Raw genomic sequence first — 19,675 nt, forward strand, 5'->3', positions numbered from 1 at the left:
AGATAAAAAAGATTTCCTCGTCTGTGCACTCTTATGGCAAATTTTCTATTCCCGTTTTTATTTTTTAAATCAGTGCAGTCTGTGGTAGGCGTCACTCGTCACGAATCGCATCAATCGGCTTTACCGACATTGCACGATAAGCAGGAGCCAGTCCCGCAAGCAAGCCAAGGAAAAGCAAAAGGACACATGCCCCGACAGCTTCCCAAAAACTAATCAAGAAATGTGTGGGTGCATTCGGCTCGGAAGTTCCTACCTCGACCACATTCAGCAAGAAGACTGCAAAAGCAATTCCCGCCATACCGGCAAGGATGGTCAAAACCATGCTTTCTGAAAGAATCTGTTGCAGAATATCATTCGGCCGGGCACCGATGGCACGGCGGATACCTATTTCCACCGTACGTTCTTTTACCGTTACCATCATGATATTGCTCACACCGATGGCACCTGCAAGCAGGGTACCTAATCCTACCATCCATCCCAGGATACGGATACCCGAAAACAAATTGTCCATCATACTGAACATAGCCTCTGCATTCACCTGTATCATTGCCTGGCTGTCATCGGGATGAATGTAATGCGCACGTTTCACCACTTGTGCCACTTTCTTTTCCACCTCGCTGATAGAGTATCCCTTGCGGGCGGTATAACACAAGAGTTGCACCTTTTGCCCGAAGTTATAGTTTTGCTGCATCGTAGTGAAAGGGATAGTCACAGAAGTTTCCGAACGCCCGTTTATAGAAATATTCCCCGATGAAACACTTACTCCAATTACCTGATAATAGATGCCATTAATCTTGATGAACCTTCCACACGGATTCTCCTTACCGGGAAAAAGCGTCTCGTAGATACGTTTTCCTATGACACATACCCTGCGCCGGTCTTTCACATCCATGTCATTCAAGTATCGTCCGTAAGTAATCATCGGTTCCTCTATCTTGCCATATTCGGGATAAAGCCCTTTCAATGTTCCCGAAATTTTCTGCTCATTATAAATCACATCCACTCCCCACTTTGCCAAGCTGGGAGTAATAATATCTACTTCGTTTACACTCCGGCGGACACGGTCTACATCACTATTTTCCAAATCCCAGTACCGTCCTTGCTGGAATCCTTTATAAGCCTTGCTGGTCTTGTTCGCACCCATGAATCCTGAATTGGTGGCAAATCCTTCAAATTCCCGCGAAAGCATCTGCTGCATGCCTTGCGCTCCCCCCATCAGTGCAATGAGCATAAAAATCCCCCAAAAGATACCGAAAGCTGTCAGCAAACTGCGGGTTTTGTTACGGGTAATGGTAACCAATATCTCTTCCCAAACATCTAAATCGAACTGTTTCATAACTTAAATATTTCTCTTGTCAATGTACTAGTCTGCCCTCAATGCCTCTATCGGACGGATTTTTACAGCTTTCAATGCAGGAAAAAGTCCAGCTAATGTTCCTGCAATAATCAATGTCAAAGTAGCTTCAATGGCAATGGAAAGGTCGACCGTCGGATTTTCAAAGAAAGTCATTGAAAACACTCCCATATCCATGGTCTGCTTACCTGCCACCATGTTCATATACTCGGTCACCGCTATACCTGCTACCATGCCAAGGTATCCGAAAAAAGTCGTAATGGTCACACTTTCTGAAATAATCAGCCGGAGAATAGACAAAGGCTTTGCTCCCAACGCCTTACGAATACCGAACTCGTGCGTACGTTCGCGTACCGTTATCAGCATAATGTTGCTCACGCCCACAATGCCGCTTAATAAAGTAAAAATTCCGATTACCCAAATGGCTATATGCAAGATCTTTGTGGCAGTCTGCTGCTGAAGGTATTGCGTGAAGCGGTTCCATATCCAAATGGCACTGTCGTCAGACGGGTCGAATTGTTTCTGGCTTCCCAGCATACGGCGATAGTCGGCTTCGAAAGCATCATTGTCGGCTTCGTTTGTCAAGCCCTTGGTGGTAAACATAATGTTGTCAATACTGTCTCCCTTACTGTACACCGTCTGTAAGGTAGTAAAAGGTACAAGCGCAGTAGGCGAGAAGCTATTCTGGTCCTTATAGACCCCGACTATCTGATAACCGACTCCACTGGCATTGACGTATTTTCCTATTGCATGTCCTTGCGGAAAAAGCATTCCTACAGTCTTTTCATGGAGAATCATCACTTTGCGGCGTTCTGCCATATCGCGTTCGTTGATGAAACGCCCTTCTTTCAGTTTCATTGCTTCCAGTTCTGGATAATTGGGAAATACCCCATCCACCCCTATGCTTAAAAACTCTTTGCCATAGGTTAGAGTGACATCGCTCTGGCTCACCGTAGCCCCCGTAGCAATGACATGTTCGGGAAAAGCCGTAGCACTCAACTCCCGGTCACGGTTATCCAGTGAAATGCTTCTTCCTTCCTGCATGCCTTGAAACGGCTTTGAAGTATATCCCGGATAGATTTTCATCGAGTTCATTAGCATATCTTCCGATTGTCCTTCGAAGGCATGTATCAGTCCGTTGCCTGCACCCAGCAACACAATAAGCATAAATATCCCCCATGCCACCGAAAAGCCCGTCAGAGCCGTGCGCAATTTATTACGCATAATGGTGCCATATATTTCTTGTATTAAGTCTACCATAAGATTACTTATTTCATGAAACCATTTTGTCCGAAAGGTGAAGCGTTATGGTCAATGTTGTCTTCAATACGTTCAATGACGCCGTCTTTGATATGGATTATCTTGTTCGTCTGGTTGGCCACGCCACTCTCGTGCGTCACCACCACGATGGTCAGTCCCTCCCGGTCATGCAGGTCTTTCAAGATATTCATCACTTCCACCGAAGTCTTGCTGTCCAGTGCACCGGTAGGTTCATCAGCCAAAATAATCTGCGGCTTCGATATCAAAGCACGCGCAATGGCCACACGTTGCTTTTGCCCGCCCGAAAGTTCGTTGGGCATATGGTGTGCCCACTCTTTCAGTCCCAGCTTGTCGAGGTATTCCATAGCCAGTTCGTTCCGTTTCTTTCGGTTCACACCTTGGTAGAAAAGCGGTAGGGCCACGTTCTCCATGGCATTCTTGAACGAAATCAAGTTGAACGATTGAAAAATAAACCCGATCATCCGGTTGCGGTATTCGGCTGCACGCGTCTCGCTCAGATTTTTGATAAGCACATCATTCAGGTAATATTCACCCGAATCATAATTGTCAAGAATGCCCAATATATTTAATAAGGTGGATTTTCCCGAACCTGAAGCTCCCATAATAGAAACAAATTCTCCCTTCCCGATAGTCAAATCAATGCCTTTCAACACATGAAGCGGAGCTCCGTTGTGGTAAGTTTTATTGATATCCTTTAGTTGTATCATAATGTAAAACTTTGGTTTTTCTTTCGTTTTTATGCCCTTTAGACGCTGCTAAGATATAAAAAGTTACGCAACAGCTTAAATAAATTCATTAAAAATTTGCTCCGTTGTGCCCGATTGCTTACTTTTGTTCTCATAACTAACCTTTAAACGATTTAATGTCATGGCAACAAATATGGAAAAACCCTACGTAGTAGGTATGGACATCGGTGGAACAAACACCGTGTTCGGTATTGTTGATTCACGCGGAACCGTACTGGCTTCCGATTCTATCAAGACACACCAATTTGAAAAAGTAGAAGATTACGTCGATGCCGTATGCGAGCGGATGCGTCCGTTATTGGAACAATTCGGAGGTTCCGACAAAATCAAAGGGATGGGTGTAGGTGCGCCCAACGGCAATTATTATAGTGGCACTATCGAATTTGCGCCTAACCTGCCATGGAAAGGCATCATCCCCCTGGCTGCCATGTTCGAAGAACGTCTGGGTATTCCTACTGCCCTGACCAACGATGCCAATGCAGCTGCCATCGGTGAAATGACCTATGGAGCCGCACGCGGTATGAAAGACTTTATCATGATTACTTTAGGTACAGGCGTAGGAAGCGGTATTGTCATTAATGGACAACTGGTATACGGTCACGATGGATTCGCAGGCGAACTGGGTCACGTCATCGTAGACAAGGAAGGACGTATCTGCGGATGCGGCCGTAAAGGATGTCTGGAGACTTATTGTTCAGCAACCGGTGTGGCACGTACGGCACGCGAATTTCTGGTAGCACGTTCCGAGCCCAGCCTGCTGCGCAATGTCCCGGCCGAAGAAATCCAATCGAAAGACGTTTATGATGCAGCCGTAAAAGGCGACAAGCTGGCTCAAGATATTTTTGAGTTCACGGGCGACATATTGGGCCGTGCGCTGGCTAATTTCATTGCTTTCTCCAGCCCTGAAGCCATCATCCTGTTCGGAGGATTGGCCAAATCGGGCGATTACATCATGAAGCCTATCCAGAAAGCTATGGAAGACAATGTGCTGAACATCTTCAAAGGCAAAACAAAAATACTTCTTTCTCAACTGAAAGATGCTGATGCAGCCGTATTAGGCGCCAGCGCTTTGGGATGGGAAGTAAAAGAAAACTAACAAGTCGGTATAAACGACAAAAAACAATCAAATCCGGATGGTACGTGATGTATCGTCCGGCTTTAATTTTAGATCCTTACAATTACAACTTATAGTAGAACAAAGCCTGTTTCCAGTGTCACGCAGGGTTGCAAATCAGCTTTTTCAATTACGCCGGATTACACATCCGGCATGACAAGCAAGACATTGGCTTTTTCGCAATATAACTGCATTGTTTGTAAGATTATTAATCTTACAGCGTGAAGATTAATAATCTTTCGGCATGAAGATTAATAATCTTACAAGCAAGGCAGCTATATCCGTCGTACGATGCAGCTATATTCATTCAGCCTCCCATGCAGTAGCATGTACCGGCGATATCAGTGTGTCTGGCTGAAGCACCAGCTGACGGGCCTCCCCTCTGATTTGTACATCAGGCACAAATGCTTCAGCCTCCTCTTCCGTCATCAGTCCTTTGACCGCAAGACGCCGGGCAATGACACGATAATATCCCAACTGATTTTCACGCAATGTGGCATCAGGATTAAACACCGAACGGAAATGTTTCGGCCGTGGAATGATGGATGCCAGGAAAATAGCTTCACTGACCGTCAGCTCAGACGGTTCTTTTTCGAAATAAAAACGGCTTGCCTCGGCCGCCCCATATACCAACGGTCCCCATTCGATAATATTCAGATAAACTTCGTACATACGTTCTTTCGAGGTGAGATGCTGCGACTCGATAAGCCAGACTATCAAGGCTTCTTCCAGCTTGCGTGCAATATTCTTATGGCGATTCAGAAAAACATTTTTTACCAACTGCATCGTAATGGAACTGCCTCCACGGGCAAACCCTCCTTTTTGTAAATCATATGCCAATGCCTCTTGGATAGCACCGGGATAAAAGCCATCGTGATAATAAAAACTACCGTCCTCGGATTGCATCACTGCCATCTGAAGCAAAGGGGAAATGCACGAAAGCGGACGGAAATGAGGATTTGACGGGCCAATGGCAAATGTACGCACAGGGGTGTCGTGCTCGTAAGCCGTATACTCGAACTCCGTACTCATCCGTGACAAGTCGGTAGTCCCCATACGATGAATACGAAATCCGTGCCCACGAAGATTGGAAGAAAATTTCAAACTGTCAAGACAGTTGAAATCCACATCGGCATTCAGGTCATAACTCAATTCTCCTTCTACCTCCAAGCCCCGCAAATGACTGAACAGGGCAGAAGGAAGAGAAGCAAACAAATCTTGTGCCGGGAAAGAAGGACGATGAACAGATGCTGTGAAGTGCCATCTGTCGGTCTTGTCGGCACGCACGAAAGGATGAAACGAAAGGCGGTTGAAACGGACGGTAGTAGCACTATCCAACTCGAACGCACGTTCACCGACATGTACCATATATTCTACTTCTCCCTTGTCTAATCCAATCGTGTCGGGCGACAAAGCCTTGTGATGTATTTCCAGCCCACCCACTTCGGTATATCCGGTAAGAGTTTGATTGCCGGCCGAAAACGGTTCCTGTTTCATACTGAATGCCACTGAGTCGAATGCCACAAACGTCTGGTAATGCGGAAGAATATAAGGCACCACGATACGCTTTCCGGATTCAGCCGAAGCAATACTTCCTTCTATCAGGCGCGTCTTGCAGTCAAGTGTACCTGCTACTCGCCATTTCCCGTTCATCTTCTCTTCCGATACTGCGATTTCAGAAACAAATTTCCGGTCTTCCAATACAAGGTCCGGAATCATAAAAACGGTCTGAAGTGAATCACGCTCACCCATAAACGTAGTGTGACGAAGCGTAGCATCTTCGGGGAGCAAACGAAACAATGCTCCCAACGCTTGTTCTACCCGCCTGGCATAACCGATAGGAACAACATCTTCTGTTTCCTGCCCACGCGGCTCCTGTGGTATACGCTGAAAGAACAAATCGTAATTCGATTTACCTCCGCATTTGACAAACCGGCACGTCAAGCCATCGGTATGCATGCTTTTTACCGACAAATTTCCCTGCAACAAAGGTAAGAGTTCGAGCTCAACTTCTGCCGAACGGAGTTTCAACAACGTATCCCGATGCAAAGGAACCACACTTACCCCTTCTACCCGGACCGTAGCAAGTGAAGGCATCTTTAACGAAGCATACGCTATCCGAAGTCCATAACGGTCCGAATAAGTTTCTATCTTTCCCTTTACCACATGACGCAGCAAAGTGCCACGGAACAAAAAAAGTCCTGCTCCCGAAAATATCGCGAGCAAGACTATCACTATACCGATTCGCTTCAATATCATCATATTCTGGGTATCTTGTCAACTAATCACCCACAAAAATACATCATCCTCAGGTTCTGTGCAAGAGTCTGTTGCCTCTTTCTTTTGATACATTCCGTTCCGGACGTTCCGAACGCGGACGTGCCTGTGGTTTACGGTTCGGATGTACAGGCTTGGCTATCGGATGTTTGCCGGGTTTATCCGTCCGTGATGGTTTTACATTCGGACGCCGGGGATGTGGTTTAGCCGGATGAGAAGGCCGGATGTCCGGACGATGCGCAGGTCTGTGGGGCTTCTCCGGACTCATTGCCGGATGCGGAGGACGATGCGCAGGGGTAAAATGATAACCGGGTCCAGAGGATGGACGCCTTGCCATAAAATCGTGCTTCCTATTATCGGGACGACAACGGAAATCTCCTCGATATATCGCATGATGGTACACCCTTGGGTAACGTTTCTGATAAAAACTTCTTCCGCCACAATGGTGCCGGCTATGTGCCCCACAATAAGTCAAGTAGTGTGCCGGACGGTCGAAATAAAAGAACGTACGATTGGGGTACATTTTGTAAACACGCAGATAACAGATATTGTTCATCGCATAAACCGGACGGAAAAAATAATCCAATGCCATAAACCGCACATACTCGGCACTGGACAAAATCCAGCGCAAGTCATCGTTCCGTTCGTCCAGATAACGATAATAAGCATCAAGCGCATATGACTCCGAACGTGCCATAGCGGCTACATACGGGTCGACGCAATGAAAAAAGTCGTAATTGACCTCGTACAGATCGTTGTACTGTGTTTGGGTCAAATTCAGTTCAAACGCCATCCGGTCGGTAAGGAAGCGGGCATTGATGCGGATATCCCCCAATCCGGAAGCCATGGCCGATGATGTCAGGCAACAGATGACAAGGAGCAGGCTCCATATACATTTTTTTGTCTTCATATGGGTAACGGTTTAAATTTCTTGATACAAAAATAGGAGGATAAAATTCCTCCTGCAACAGAAAGTCCCCACACATTGGTAGGGACTTTCCTATTTGTGATAGGGATTTCAGGCAATTGGTAACCCGCGATATGCCGCTTCCAGTTGTTTCATCGCCCGTTCTACTACAGCACGTGGACAGCCTACGTTCATCCGCATGAAACCAATGCCTTCTTTGCCGAACATTTCTCCATCGTTCAATGCCAGCCCAGCCTTTTCTACAAAAAAAGCATTCAATTCTTTTTGCGGTAAACCAAGTTCCCGGCAATCCAGCCAAATTAAGTAGGATGCCATCGGACGCATAGCCTTTATCTTGGGCATATGCGTTTTCAGACATTCGTCTACATAATCGATATTACCTTGGATATAGGCGATACATTGTTCCAGCCACTCCGTGCCGTGCGAATAGGCTGCCTCTACTGCAAGGAAAGCAAAAACGTGTCCCATATCCAGTTCGCCTGCCTCCACGTAAGTATGAAAACGGTTCAATAATTCCTTATTATATATGATGACATGCGAAGCCGCTAAGCCCGGCATATTAAAAGCCTTACTTGGAGCCATAAACGTAACCGAATGTTCACGGGCTTCTTCCGAAATAAGTGCAAAAGGCACATGCTTGTAGGGAGGAAGCGTAAGGTCGGCATGTATCTCATCAGAGAATACCAGTACATTGTTTTCGGCACAGATAGCCGCTATGGCTTCCAGTTCCTTACGTGTCCATACCACGCCTCCCGGGTTATGAGGATTGCATAAGATAAATACTTTTATGTCTTTCGCCAACCGGCGAAACAGTTCCAAGTCCATCCGGTAATGTCCGTCTTTCAATACCAGCGGACACGTAATCAATTCGCGCCGGTTACGGGTCACCAGCCAGGCAAAAGGATGATAGACAGGAGGCATAATCAACACTTTATCGCCCGGACGGGTAAAGGCATTGAGTGCCATCCCCAGCCCTGGTACAATACCTGGTACATAATGAAGCTGGCTTTGTTTCACCTCCATACCATAGCGTGCCTTCACCCAACGGATAATAGCCTGATAATAACTGTCCGGTTTTGCGGTATATCCTAACACCGGACACTCACAACGCCGGCGTATGGCATCAACTACAAAAGAAGGAGTAGCAAAATCCATATCTGCCACCCACATCGGAATTAAATCACTTCTTCCCCAAATTGCTCTCATGCCGTCTATCTTCTCGGCATCCGTGCCGCGACGGTCTATTTGTTCATCAAAATTATAAATCATACGGTATATGTTAGGTATCAGCCATTATAAAGACTAGAAATCAAACGTTAGGAAAGTTCGTTTACCGATTGGTCAGACACCGATATCAATCAGTGTCAAATCTTCCCCGAAAACAGCTCACAAAGGTAGCCGATTCTGATTATCTCCAAAATTATTTCAAGAAAAAGTTCATAAATTGTTTGTTTTTTAAAGAAAAGTATTACATTTGCACCCAGAAAGCTAACAAACTAACAAAACAAACGTATGAAAACATTTGCTACATACTTCTTCTTTTTCTTTTATTACTTTTACTTTAGCAATGAAGTGAAGCGGGAGTTTGTATGCATACGTTAAACGATAACAAACAAGAGAGAAAACCAAACTAAAAAATGATACGAAATCCCGCTTCCGAAACGAAGACGGGATTTTTTTTATTTAAAGCATTTTGAAAATGAAAAAAGTAGCCATACAAGGAGTCTTGGGCTCGTATCACGACATTGCGGCCCACAAATACTTTAAGGACGAAACCATCGAACTGATTTGTTGCAACACATTCGAAGAAGTGTTTGCCGAAATGAAGCAAGACGACAGCGTCCTCGGAGTGGTGGCAATCGAAAATACCATTGCGGGTAGCCTGCTCCATAACTATGAATTGCTTCGTGATAGCGGAGCCACCATCATAGGCGAACACAAATTGCGCATCAGCCACAGCATTATGTGCCTGCCCGGCGAAGACTGGGGCACACTGACCGAAGTCAACTCGCATCCTGTAGCACTGGCGCAATGCCGAGACTTCCTGCAACACCATCCGCAGCTGAAAGTAGTAGAAACCGAAGATACCGCAGCCAGTGCACGAGACATCAAAGAAAAAGGGCTGAAAGGTCATGCTGCCATTTGTTCGAAATATGCTGCCGAACTCTATGGCATGAAAATCCTGCAAGAAGGTATCGAAACTAATAAACACAACTTCACCCGCTTTCTCGTGGTATGCGACCCTTGGATAGCCGATGATTTACGCGAACGCCCGAAGCTGAACAAGTCGAGTATCGTTTTCTCTCTTCCCCATAACGAAGGAAGCCTCTCGCAAGTTTTGTCTATCTTCTCGTTCTATAAAATCAACCTGACCAAGATACAGTCGCTGCCCATCATCGGACGCGAATGGGAATACATGTTCTACGTCGATGTAATGTTCACCGACTATCTGAGATATAAACAAGCTATTGATGCCGTAACCCCGCTTACCAAAGCACTTAAAATATTAGGAGAATATGCAGAAGGAGAATCAACTTTATAACATCCAGCCTGCCGACCGGCTGGCGAATGTAAGCGAATATTATTTCAGCCGCAAGCTGAAAGAAGTGGCACGCATGAATGCCGAAGGAAAAGACGTCATCAGCCTGGGCATCGGAAGCCCTGACATGCCGCCTTCGGAAGAAACCATCAACGTGTTGTGCGAGAACGCCAAGAAACCCGACGCGCACGGCTATCAGCCTACCGTGGGCATCCCTGAACTGCGCCGTGCCATGGCAGACTGGTACAAGCGCTGGTACGATGTAGACCTGAATCCGGATACCGAAATCCAGCCGCTTATCGGCTCGAAGGAAGGCATCCTGCACGTGACACTGGCTTTGGTGAATCCGGGCGATCAGGTATTGGTGCCCAATCCGGGTTATCCTACCTATACATCCCTGAACAAGATACTGGGAAGCGAAATCGTCAACTATACACTCAGAGAAGACAATCACTGGCAACCTGACTTCGACGAACTGGAACGGATGGACCTGAGCCGCGTGAAGATTATGTGGACCAATTATCCGAACATGCCCACCGGAGCCAATGCCACCTTGGAACTGTATCAAAAGCTGGTAGACTTCGCACGCCGGCACAACATCGTGATAGTAAACGACAACCCGTACAGCTTCATTCTGAACCGCAAGCCCATCAGCATCCTGAACATTGAAGGGGCGAAAGAGTGCTGCATCGAGTTCAACTCGATGAGCAAAAGCCACAACATGCCGGGCTGGCGTGTAGGTATGATTGCCACAAATGCCACATTCATCCAATGGATACTGAAGATAAAGAGCAACATCGACTCGGGCACGTTCCGCCCCTTGCAGCTTGCCGCAGCGCAAGCATACCGGAACAGCGCGGAATGGCACGAGGAAGCCAACTATAACGTGTACTTTCGCCGCCGGAAGCTGGCAGAGGAAATCATGCACGCCTTGGGTTGCACGTTCGACCCCGAACAAGTAGGCATGTTCCTGTGGGGGAAAATCCCCGACACGTATGCCGATGTAGAAGACCTGACCGAAAAGGTATTGCACGAAGCCCGTGTATTCATCACCCCCGGATTCATCTTCGGAAGCAACGGCAAGCGGTATATCCGCATCTCGCTCTGCGCCAAAGACGAGAAGCTGGCGGAAGCGCTCAAACGGATTCAAGCGATCATGTAATCAGATATGAAACGCAGATTTTCACAGATAATAATTTAAAGTTCTGCATTTTCTGTAACAATAAAAATCTGCGTTAATCTGCGTTTTAGCAAACTTAAACTTACGAACTCAAAAAATTCAAAAGATATGGAACTCGAATTACAACCCATCGAACTGGAAGGCGTATCGAAAGAACGTCCCGTTGTCATTGCAGGCCCCTGCAGTGCAGAAACAGAAGAACAAGTGATGTCAACCGCAACCCAACTTGCCAACAAAGGAGTCAAAATCTTCCGTGCAGGCATCTGGAAGCCACGCACCAAACCCGGAGGCTTCGAAGGAATCGGCGTGGAAGGGCTGGCTTGGCTGAAGAACGTGAAGAAGGAAACCGGCATGTATGTAGCTACCGAAGTAGCTACTGCCAAACACGTGTACGAATGCCTGAAAGCTGGCATCGATATCCTGTGGATTGGCGCACGCACCTCGGCAAACCCCTTTGCCGTACAGGAGATAGCCGACGCGCTGAAAGGCGTGGATATCCCGGTATTGGTAAAGAACCCTGTTAATCCTGACTTGGAGTTATGGATTGGCGCACTGGAACGCATCAACGCCGCAGGGCTGAAACGTCTGGCAGCTATCCACCGCGGCTTTTCTTCGTACGACAAGAAAATCTACCGTAACTTGCCTCAATGGCATATCCCCATCGAATTGCGCCGCCGCATCCCGGCTCTGCCCATCCTGTGCGACCCGAGCCACATCGGAGGCAAACGTGAACTGATTGCCCCGCTCTGCCAGCAGGCCATGGACTTAGGTTTTGACGGACTCATCGTAGAATCGCACTGCAATCCGGACAGCGCTTGGAGCGACGCTTCGCAGCAAGTCACGCCCGATGTACTCGACTACATCCTCAACCTGCTGGTTATCCGCAAGGAACACCAGACCACCGAAAGCCTGCACGAATTGCGCCAGCAGATAGACGAGTGCGACAATAACCTGATGGAGATTTTGGCAAAACGTATGCGTGTATGCCGCGAAATCGGTACGTTCAAGAAGGAACACAACATGACCGTCCTGCAGACCGGACGTTACAACGAAATCCTCGACAAGCGCGGAGCGCAGGGAAGCCTCTGCGGCATGGATCCCGAATTCGTAAAGACCGTATTCGAAGCCATCCACGAAGAAAGCGTGCGCCAACAACTGGAAATCATTAATAAATAAAAGATTTACGATTTAGCGATTTACTATTTACAATTTAGGGCTTCAACAAGAATGAGACACAAATTACTAAATGATAAATCGCTAAATCGTAAATAGTAAATCGTAAATAAAAAAGATGAAGATTCTGATATTGGGAGCCGGTAAAATGGGCTCCTTCTTTACCGATGTATTGAGCTTTGAGCACGAAGTGGCTGTATTCGAAACCGACCCGAAGCGGTTGCGCTTCATGTACAATTGCTACCGGTTTACGAAAGAAGAAGAAATCGAGGCTTTCCGTCCCGAACTGGTCATCAACGCCGTAACCGTAAAATACACCCTTCAAGCCTTCAACCAGGTAATGCCGTTCTTGCCCAAGGATTGCATCATCAGCGATATCGCTTCGGTCAAGACCGACCTGCAGGCGTTCTACGAGCAATGCGGATTCCGTTATGTATCTACCCACCCGATGTTCGGACCGACCTTTGCCAACTTAGACCAACTGAGTTCGGAGAACGCCATCATTATCAAGGAAGGCGACCATCTGGGCAAGATATTCTTTAAAGACCTGTATCAACGCCTGGGCTTGAACATCTTCGAATATACGTTCGAGGAGCACGACGAGACCATGGCATACTCGCTTTCCATCCCGTTTGTGTCTACCTTCGCCTTTGCAGCGGTGATGAAGCACCAGGATGCGCCGGGCACCACATTCAAACGTCACATGGCTATCGCCAAAGGCGTATTGAGCGAAGACGATTACCTGTTACAGGAAATCCTGTTCAATCCCCGCACCCCGGCACACGTGGAAGGCATCCGCACCGAACTGAACGAGCTGCTGGACATCATCAGCAAAAAAGACGCCGGGAGGATGCGTGCCTATCTGGAAAAGATTCGAGGACATATAAAGTAATGTGGAAATGTGAAAATAAAGAATGTGCTAATATAAGAATGTGCAAATGTGCCAATTCCGTATTAGCACATTTGCACATTTATACATTGTTTGAATTATCAGAAAATATAGCCTACCGAAATAGCAAAACTCATGTTCTTTGGAGAAATTTTATCACCATCTTCATCAATTACGTCACCATTAAATGGACAAATAAATCCGTTCTGTCCCGTTAAATTAATCAGATAGCGGTCTGCCAATTCAAAACCAATTCCGTATTGCAATCCAAGATCAAAGCGATTCATTATTGCATCACGTCCATCTTCTCCCGAAAAAAGTTTAGTATCTTCTCCACTATCCCAATGTTCCTTATTCTTTCCACCAAGCCCGATAGCAAGATAAGGACCTGCGTTTACAACAAATTTAACATTATCTGTAATGTTTGTTTTCCAAGCTCCCATCAGCGGTATTTCCAAATAAACAGGACGATACGTATCCTTGTATCCATCCTCTTTATATTTCCATCCTTTGGAAGAAAACATCACCCCCGACTTAAACGACCACATATCCGTGATGCTGTAATCCATACCGATACCTAAATTAAAGCCAGGCAATGCTTTCGAATCGTCCATCTTCGTCATGTTACTGAAGTTCACGCCAAACTGGGCATCCCAACGTACTTGTGAAAAACCAACCAAGGCAATCATTCCGAACAATACGGTTAACACTAACTTTTTCATAGCTCTTTTCTTTTTAAGTCATGGCCCTTCCCTTAACAGACCGAAACTCATTTATAATCTCTTTTGCCGGAAAGCGAAGGGATGGCTCCCTTTAGATAAGAACAGAAAGCCCACTTCCAGCAAATTAAACTAAGACAAAGTTAGAAAATTTTACGGAATATACAAACTTTTCCAAACATAGAGTCTGCCTAAAAGCCTTTTTTAATAACCATCGCAACATAAAACGATACTATCCGGAACAAATTAAGGACTATAATTTAACTTTCTTCTTCACCGCCTTCGATTCGTTCTGCAAGCGGTCGAGGGCAGTCACTACATAGCGGTACTTTGTCTTCCCGTCCTCATACGGAAGCTTATAGAAGCAATCGCGCGTAATGGCTACGATGTGCGAAGGGTCTTTCAGGTTGACATCTTCCTTATTCCCGAAGCGGTACACCACGTATTGCACCGCTTCATCCATCACGTCTTTGGCTTTCGGAGCCGTCCAGAACAGAATGTATCCGTCTTCGGTCCATACCGGCTTCACCTTGCGCACCTTTTTCGGAGCCTTGTCGTCCATAAACGGATAACGGGGCTGGAGGGCAGGATATTTGTGATAAACCTTTTCCAGCATGTCGCGATAATTACCCGGATTGTCCACCACAGCGGCGGCATACCACTGGCAACTTCCTCCGATGGCAGGAAGCGAGCGCTGCAACTGATACTTTGCCGGCATCTGGTTCAGACGAGGATTCTTTATATCAGCATTCGAAACCGTACGCATTACGTCTTGACCGATATACAACGGACGTGCCGCCGAATGCTTCGCCCACCAGCGCACCAAGGTGTCATAGTCTGCCGCCGGATGCCCGATTTCCCAATATACCTGCGGGATGTTGTAATCCACCCAGCCGTTGTTCACCCACAACAGTACATCGGCATACAGGTCATCGTAGTTCTGAAGCCCGTTCGTATTGCTTCCGTTCGGGTCTGATTTCTTGTTGCGGTAGATACCGAAAGGCGATACGCCGAACTTCACCCACGGCTTGCACTGGCGTACGGTCTCGTGAATCTCTTTTATCAATACGTTCACATTATCGCGCCTCCAGTCTGCCTTGTTTGTAAAGCCCCTTCCATATGCCGCAAAGCTGACGTTATCCGGAAAGTCCATGCCGTTCACCGGATAGGGATAAAAATAATCGTCCATGTGGATGGCGTCTATGTCGTAACGCGAGACAATGTCACGCACAATGCGGCAAATGTACTTGCGTGACTCGGGCTGTCCGGGGTCGAAATACAGCTGACCCGCATAGCGTACGAAAAGATTGGGATATTTATTATAGGGATGAAGCGGAGAAAGCGCCGTCGTGCCCTTGGTCTGTGCCCGGTACGGATTAATCCACGCATGAAGCTCCATGCCTCGCTTGTGGCACTCGTCTATCATGAATTGCAAAGGATCCCACATCGGAGTGGGTGCCTGGCCCTGTACACCGGTCAGGAAGCGGCTCCACGGTTCGTATGATGAACGATAAAGTGCATCGCACTCTGCCCGTACCTGAAAGATAATGGCGTTGATGCCCGCCTCCTTCAGCTTGTCAAGTTGGTTCACCAATACAGTCTGCATGGTCCGTGCAGGCATCCCCTGAAACTGTCCGTTTACACATTGTATCCATGCTCCGCGGAACTCACGCTTCGGATAAGCATTCTGTGCCGTCATTGCCTGCCAGAAGCACAGGCAGAAGAGGCAAGCCGCCAAGAAAAATTTCGCTTTCATTATTGTCTTTTCGTTTCAATGTTTTTAGTCGGGGAACAAAGATAAAGAAACTCTCCCAAATACGGATGGATTTCGGAAAAATAATACTCCGCAATATAGCTGCATCGTTTGTAAGATTATTAATCTTACAGCGTGAAGATTAATAATCTTTCGGCGTGAAGATTAATAATCTTACAAGTAAGGCGGCCATGCGGATTGGATTATCGGACTAAGTTTTCGACTAAAAAATGACTAATAAATATTGCCGCCCGTGGAAACAAACTGTTAAAGTACCTTTTCTCCAAGTCTCTGAGACCCACGAAAAAAGATACTCCAGCCATTCTCTAATGGTTGGAGTATCACAACACAAAAACTAAACTAGACTTAACTAAACTATTCAATAAGAAGTTTCACAACTTCTGTTGTTATTATGTACACGGCAAATATAAGCCTTATATTTAGAAGCGGCAAACTTATCAAAAGAAAAACGCACTTATAGGGCGTTAAAGAAGATTAAAAACGAGAACAAGTTTAAACAATATGTTCGTTAACATAGTTTTGGAGCTCTTGCTTATAACTATCAGAGATCGGAATGTAATCTTTTCCGAAGACAATGCGTCCTTTGTCGATTATTTTTATTTTCTGCTTTTGGACGATAAATGAGCGGTGAACCCGTATGAACTGGCTTGCCGGCAGCTTTTCTTCCATGGCTCTCATGCTGATGAGTGACAGGATGGGTTTGTCTGTTCCTTCTACATGGATTTTAATGTAGTCTTTCAAGCCTTCGATGTATAAAATCTTGCTTAGTTCTATTTGTATCAGTTTGTAATCGCTTTTTACATAAATGTATTTTTCGGCTTGTGCGGAAGAGAAAGCAGTTTCGGCTTTTTGTTGGAGTTCGAACCAGTGGATGGCTTTGTTGACAGCTTCCATGAAGTCGGCATAGCTGATGGGTTTCAGTAGGTAGTCGAGTGCATTTACCCGATAGCCGTCGATGGCATATTGATTGAATGCCGTGGTGAAGATGATGCGGGTAGTATCGGATACCATACGTGAAAATTCCAGTCCGTTCAGATCGGGCATTTGGATGTCGAGAAACAAAAGGTCGACCGGATGTTCGGGCAATGACTTCATTGCCTGGATGGCACTTGAGTATGTACCGCATAGAGTCAGTACAGGGGTCTTTTTTACATAACTTTCCAGCAGTCCTAATGCCAGAGGTTCATCGTCGATGATAGCGCAACGTAAGTTCATGTTAGTTTCTATTTTTAGAGTTATACAGAGTGAAATGGCCGGATGCTGATAGAGGACAGATATTCTTTGCCATCGTGTGACACGTGTCGTTCCCATTGGTAACGTCCGGGATAAATCAGCTCCAGGCGTTTGCTTACCTGTTCCAGCCCGATGCCAGACCCGCTTTTGTCTGTACGGGTTTTCGGGTAATTGCTGTTGCGTATGGTACAGCATATTTCTTCATCTGTTTCTGTGATGGTGATGGAGATGAAGCTGGGATGGGTAGGAGATATGCCGTGCTTGAATGCATTTTCTATTAAGGAAATGAAAATGAGCGGTGCAATGGGAGTCTGGCTTTCCGGCTTGATGTGGAATTCGGTTTCTATCGTTACCTGTGGGGAAACGCGTATGCGCATCAGTTCAATGTAATTCCGGATGAAGTCGATTTCCTTTATTAGCGGTACGAACATTTGCTGATTGTCGTAGAGCACATATCGCAGTAGTTTGCTCAGTTCCTGTACAGCTTGTTGAGCTTTGTCTGTATCGAAGGCAATCAGTGCATAGATATTATTTAAGGTGTTCAGCAGGAAGTGAGGATTCAGTTGGTTGCGGAGGTTTTTCAGTTCGGCTTCGGTGCGGCTTTTTACCGCTTCTTGCCGTTCGGCTTCAGCTTGGCTCCAACGGATGCTCATGCGGATGGCAACACTCAGTCCTGTTGAGAAGATGAGGCCTGCCATGTCGCGAAGATAAAAGATGTATTGTGGAGGAATCGGGCGGTTCAAGTCGGGAGGAGGTGGTGCAATCAAGTTATTCAGGTAACGTTGTCCCAAGGTCATGATAGCGATGATGACAAAGTTGGTCAACAGGAACTGTTTTGAACGTTCCCGGAAGAGAAGATAGGGTATTAACAGAAAATAGTTGAGGTAAAAGATGAAGAATGCCGAGGTGGGGAAGATGCTGTGGTGCATGAATTCTTTCCAGTTGATTGTGCCGTTGGTGCGTTGGGCGAAGAAAATCGGGAAAGCAAAAAAAAGTCCCCAGCAGATAATATGTATCAGTATCTCCAAGGTTCGGCGGGGTATGTCGGTGGTTTGTTTCATGGTGCTTTTGTAATTAAATGAACAAAGATGATGGGCAAGATTTCGAAAAATCCGGCTGCCGGGATGAACTCCTTGGGCAGCCGGATAAAGAAACCAAAGTTATGAAGAACAAAGTTATTTTAGACGAACTTTCACAAGCTCGGGCTAAAATCAAAATAAATGAATCACTCGTAGCGTAAAGCCTCTATCGGGTCAAGGTCGGCGGCTTTCTTTGCCGGATACCAACCAAAAAATACACCTGTCAACGTGCAGACCGCGAACGAGAGCAGTACGCTCCACGGTTGGATGAACACGGGCCAGTGGGCTACCGTCTTGATGACGAAGCTGGCTCCGCATCCCAATATGACACCAATCAGTCCTCCTGTGATGCTGATGAGAACGGATTCGATGAGAAATTGCGAAAGAATGTCTATGCCTCGTGCGCCGACCGACATGCGCAGCCCGATTTCGCGGGTGCGCTCGGTTACCGACACATACATGATATTCATGATTCCGATACCTCCTACTACCAGTGAAATACCGGCAATACAGGCAAGCAGGGTGGTCATCAGGTCTGTAGTGGTATTCAGCATCGAACTGAGTTCCTGCTGGGTACGGATGGTAAAGTCGTCATCGTCGGTGCTTTTCAGCTTGTGTTCGCGGCGCAAGACAGTAGTGATTTCGTCTACTGCTTCTTGGGTCATGTCTTCGGTCAGTGCAGAAGCAAATATGCCGCTCAAGTAGGTTTGTGCCAGCAAGCGTTTCATTACGGTGGTGTAAGGTGACAGTACGATATCGTCCTGGTCTTGTCCCATCGAGTTATATCCTTTTGATTTCAAGACGCCGATAACGCGGAGCGGAATCTTGTTGCAACGGATGATTTTACCAATGGGGTCCGTTCCGTCGGGAAACAGGTTGTCTACTATGGTCTTCCCTATGATGCAGACTTTTGCAGCTGTCCGTATGTCGTTGTCGCTGAATGCTTCGCCTTGTTCTACCGTGAGTTGACGTATTTCTAAATAATCATTGCTACATCCTGTTACAGAAGACGGGTAGTTGTTCGAACCGGCGATGAGTTGTCCCGATGAAGATACATTGGGGCTGATGGCGGCAAGATAGATGCATTCGTCACGCAGTTTTTCGTAGTTTTCCAGTTTCAGTGTCTGCATGGCTGATGGGTCTTGGCGTACGCCGCCGCGCATTTCGGCTCCGGGATGAATCATGATCATGTTCGAACCCATTTCCGAAATCTGCTGCTGGATACTTCGTTTCGAACCTTGTCCGATGGCAAGCATGGCAATTACCGATGCCACACCGATGATAATGCCCAGCATGGTGAGGAAAGCACGGAGCTTGTTGTTTGCCAATGCCCGAAGCGCTATTTTGAATAGGTTTGTTCCGTTCATTTTTATAAATTCTTTCTCGTGT

The 19,675-nt window shown here is 46.5% G+C and carries 17 protein-coding genes; 6 read left to right on the forward strand and 11 right to left on the reverse strand.

Features of this window, described 5'->3' with window-relative positions; all coding sequences use genetic code 11:
• Positions 1–91: 91 nt before the first annotated feature.
• The 3 genes from B5F25_RS08555 to B5F25_RS08565 are packed head-to-tail and all read right to left on the reverse strand — an operon-like array spanning position 92 to position 3,342.
• Positions 92–1,336 carry an ABC transporter permease gene (locus B5F25_RS08555; RefSeq protein ID WP_022039060.1) on the reverse strand — a complete coding sequence of 415 codons (1,245 nt, stop codon included), beginning with the start codon at positions 1,334–1,336 and terminating at the stop codon, positions 92–94.
• A gap of 27 nt (positions 1,337–1,363) precedes the next feature.
• Positions 1,364–2,614, reverse strand: a complete 1,251-nt coding sequence (locus tag B5F25_RS08560; RefSeq protein WP_087248940.1) for an ABC transporter permease — start codon at positions 2,612–2,614, stop codon at positions 1,364–1,366.
• 8 nt (positions 2,615–2,622) lie between these two features.
• Positions 2,623–3,342: an ABC transporter ATP-binding protein gene (locus B5F25_RS08565; protein WP_022039062.1), complete on the reverse strand. Its 720-nt coding sequence runs from the start codon at positions 3,340–3,342 to the stop codon at positions 2,623–2,625.
• 160 nt (positions 3,343–3,502) lie between these two features.
• Between B5F25_RS08565 and B5F25_RS08570 the strand changes: the two genes are divergently transcribed.
• The gene (locus tag B5F25_RS08570; protein ID WP_087248942.1) at positions 3,503–4,477 is read left to right on the forward strand and encodes an ROK family protein; all 975 of its coding nucleotides are present in this window, start codon (positions 3,503–3,505) and stop codon (positions 4,475–4,477) included.
• A gap of 321 nt (positions 4,478–4,798) precedes the next feature.
• On the opposite strand, the gene B5F25_RS08575 is transcribed toward B5F25_RS08570, so the two are convergent.
• From B5F25_RS08575 to B5F25_RS08585, 3 genes are all read right to left on the reverse strand, one after another.
• On the reverse strand, positions 4,799–6,757 hold the full coding sequence (locus B5F25_RS08575) for a biosynthetic peptidoglycan transglycosylase (protein ID WP_087248944.1): 1,959 nt from the start codon (positions 6,755–6,757) through the stop codon (positions 4,799–4,801).
• Between the two features lie 46 nt (positions 6,758–6,803).
• A complete protein-coding gene (locus B5F25_RS08580; protein WP_087248946.1) occupies positions 6,804–7,682 on the reverse strand; it encodes a hypothetical protein in 879 nt (292 codons plus the stop codon).
• A 108-nt stretch (positions 7,683–7,790) separates the two neighbouring features.
• A complete protein-coding gene (locus B5F25_RS08585) occupies positions 7,791–8,969 on the reverse strand; it encodes a PatB family C-S lyase (protein WP_087208775.1) in 1,179 nt (392 codons plus the stop codon).
• 430 nt (positions 8,970–9,399) lie between these two features.
• On the opposite strand from B5F25_RS08585, the gene B5F25_RS08590 reads away from it, so the two are divergent.
• The 4 genes from B5F25_RS08590 (at position 9,400) to B5F25_RS08605 (ending at position 13,484) form a co-directional block, all read left to right on the forward strand.
• Positions 9,400–10,242: a prephenate dehydratase gene (locus B5F25_RS08590; RefSeq protein WP_022039590.1), complete on the forward strand. Its 843-nt coding sequence runs from the start codon at positions 9,400–9,402 to the stop codon at positions 10,240–10,242.
• Positions 10,217–11,401: an aminotransferase class I/II-fold pyridoxal phosphate-dependent enzyme gene (locus B5F25_RS08595; RefSeq protein ID WP_087248948.1), complete on the forward strand. Its 1,185-nt coding sequence runs from the start codon at positions 10,217–10,219 to the stop codon at positions 11,399–11,401. The genes B5F25_RS08590 and B5F25_RS08595 overlap by 26 nt, the downstream gene beginning before the upstream one ends.
• 126 nt (positions 11,402–11,527) lie before the next feature.
• Positions 11,528–12,595: a bifunctional 3-deoxy-7-phosphoheptulonate synthase/chorismate mutase type II gene (locus tag B5F25_RS08600; protein ID WP_022039592.1), complete on the forward strand. Its 1,068-nt coding sequence runs from the start codon at positions 11,528–11,530 to the stop codon at positions 12,593–12,595.
• A 115-nt stretch (positions 12,596–12,710) separates the two neighbouring features.
• Positions 12,711–13,484 carry a prephenate dehydrogenase/arogenate dehydrogenase family protein gene (locus tag B5F25_RS08605; protein WP_022039593.1) on the forward strand — a complete coding sequence of 258 codons (774 nt, stop codon included), beginning with the start codon at positions 12,711–12,713 and terminating at the stop codon, positions 13,482–13,484.
• 98 nt (positions 13,485–13,582) lie between these two features.
• Here the strand turns inward: B5F25_RS08605 and B5F25_RS08610 are convergent, their stop codons facing one another.
• The 4 genes from B5F25_RS08610 to B5F25_RS08625 form a co-directional block, all read right to left on the reverse strand.
• The gene (locus tag B5F25_RS08610; protein WP_022039594.1) at positions 13,583–14,203 is read right to left on the reverse strand and encodes a porin family protein; all 621 of its coding nucleotides are present in this window, start codon (positions 14,201–14,203) and stop codon (positions 13,583–13,585) included.
• A gap of 250 nt (positions 14,204–14,453) precedes the next feature.
• On the reverse strand, positions 14,454–15,956 hold the full coding sequence (locus B5F25_RS08615) for a family 10 glycosylhydrolase (RefSeq protein ID WP_022039595.1): 1,503 nt from the start codon (positions 15,954–15,956) through the stop codon (positions 14,454–14,456).
• Positions 15,957–16,466: 510 nt separating this feature from the next.
• Positions 16,467–17,189 carry a LytTR family DNA-binding domain-containing protein gene (locus B5F25_RS08620; RefSeq protein WP_022039596.1) on the reverse strand — a complete coding sequence of 241 codons (723 nt, stop codon included), beginning with the start codon at positions 17,187–17,189 and terminating at the stop codon, positions 16,467–16,469.
• A gap of 20 nt (positions 17,190–17,209) precedes the next feature.
• The gene (locus B5F25_RS08625) at positions 17,210–18,268 is read right to left on the reverse strand and encodes a histidine kinase (protein WP_087208781.1); all 1,059 of its coding nucleotides are present in this window, start codon (positions 18,266–18,268) and stop codon (positions 17,210–17,212) included.
• Positions 18,269–18,285: 17 nt separating this feature from the next.
• On the opposite strand from B5F25_RS08625, the gene B5F25_RS21630 reads away from it, so the two are divergent.
• A complete protein-coding gene (locus B5F25_RS21630; protein ID WP_158098053.1) occupies positions 18,286–18,447 on the forward strand; it encodes a hypothetical protein in 162 nt (53 codons plus the stop codon).
• Here B5F25_RS21630 and B5F25_RS08630 read toward each other — a convergent pair.
• Positions 18,433–19,653, reverse strand: coding sequence for an ABC transporter permease (locus tag B5F25_RS08630; protein ID WP_022039598.1), 1,221 nt, complete (start codon positions 19,651–19,653; stop codon positions 18,433–18,435). The genes B5F25_RS21630 and B5F25_RS08630 overlap by 15 nt on opposite strands.
• Positions 19,654–19,675: the final 22 nt, after the last annotated feature.

The sequence above is a fragment of the Bacteroides sp. An19 genome (assembly GCF_002160215.1).
Classification (GTDB): domain Bacteria; phylum Bacteroidota; class Bacteroidia; order Bacteroidales; family Bacteroidaceae; genus Phocaeicola; species Phocaeicola intestinalis.

What these genes read in the sequence shown, in the direction of transcription:
- B5F25_RS08600 (WP_022039592.1), top strand. Translation starts at nt 11,528, where the DNA reads ATGGAACTCGAATTACAACCCATCGAACTGGAAGGCGTATCGAAAGAA.
- B5F25_RS21630 (WP_158098053.1), top strand. Translation starts at nt 18,286, where the DNA reads ATGAACAAAGATGATGGGCAAGATTTCGAAAAATCCGGCTGCCGGGAT.
- B5F25_RS08610 (WP_022039594.1), bottom strand. Translation starts at nt 14,203, where the DNA reads ATGAAAAAGTTAGTGTTAACCGTATTGTTCGGAATGATTGCCTTGGTT.
- B5F25_RS08570 (WP_087248942.1), top strand. Translation starts at nt 3,503, where the DNA reads ATGGCAACAAATATGGAAAAACCCTACGTAGTAGGTATGGACATCGGT.
- B5F25_RS08555 (WP_022039060.1), bottom strand. Translation starts at nt 1,336, where the DNA reads ATGAAACAGTTCGATTTAGATGTTTGGGAAGAGATATTGGTTACCATT.
- B5F25_RS08620 (WP_022039596.1), bottom strand. Translation starts at nt 17,189, where the DNA reads ATGAACTTACGTTGCGCTATCATCGACGATGAACCTCTGGCATTAGGA.
- B5F25_RS08560 (WP_087248940.1), bottom strand. Translation starts at nt 2,614, where the DNA reads ATGGTAGACTTAATACAAGAAATATATGGCACCATTATGCGTAATAAA.
- B5F25_RS08565 (WP_022039062.1), bottom strand. Translation starts at nt 3,342, where the DNA reads ATGATACAACTAAAGGATATCAATAAAACTTACCACAACGGAGCTCCG.
- B5F25_RS08575 (WP_087248944.1), bottom strand. Translation starts at nt 6,757, where the DNA reads ATGATGATATTGAAGCGAATCGGTATAGTGATAGTCTTGCTCGCGATA.
- B5F25_RS08595 (WP_087248948.1), top strand. Translation starts at nt 10,217, where the DNA reads ATGCAGAAGGAGAATCAACTTTATAACATCCAGCCTGCCGACCGGCTG.
- B5F25_RS08585 (WP_087208775.1), bottom strand. Translation starts at nt 8,969, where the DNA reads ATGATTTATAATTTTGATGAACAAATAGACCGTCGCGGCACGGATGCC.
- B5F25_RS08580 (WP_087248946.1), bottom strand. Translation starts at nt 7,682, where the DNA reads ATGAAGACAAAAAAATGTATATGGAGCCTGCTCCTTGTCATCTGTTGC.
- B5F25_RS08625 (WP_087208781.1), bottom strand. Translation starts at nt 18,268, where the DNA reads ATGAAACAAACCACCGACATACCCCGCCGAACCTTGGAGATACTGATA.
- B5F25_RS08590 (WP_022039590.1), top strand. Translation starts at nt 9,400, where the DNA reads ATGAAAAAAGTAGCCATACAAGGAGTCTTGGGCTCGTATCACGACATT.
- B5F25_RS08605 (WP_022039593.1), top strand. Translation starts at nt 12,711, where the DNA reads ATGAAGATTCTGATATTGGGAGCCGGTAAAATGGGCTCCTTCTTTACC.
- B5F25_RS08615 (WP_022039595.1), bottom strand. Translation starts at nt 15,956, where the DNA reads ATGAAAGCGAAATTTTTCTTGGCGGCTTGCCTCTTCTGCCTGTGCTTC.
- B5F25_RS08630 (WP_022039598.1), bottom strand. Translation starts at nt 19,653, where the DNA reads ATGAACGGAACAAACCTATTCAAAATAGCGCTTCGGGCATTGGCAAAC.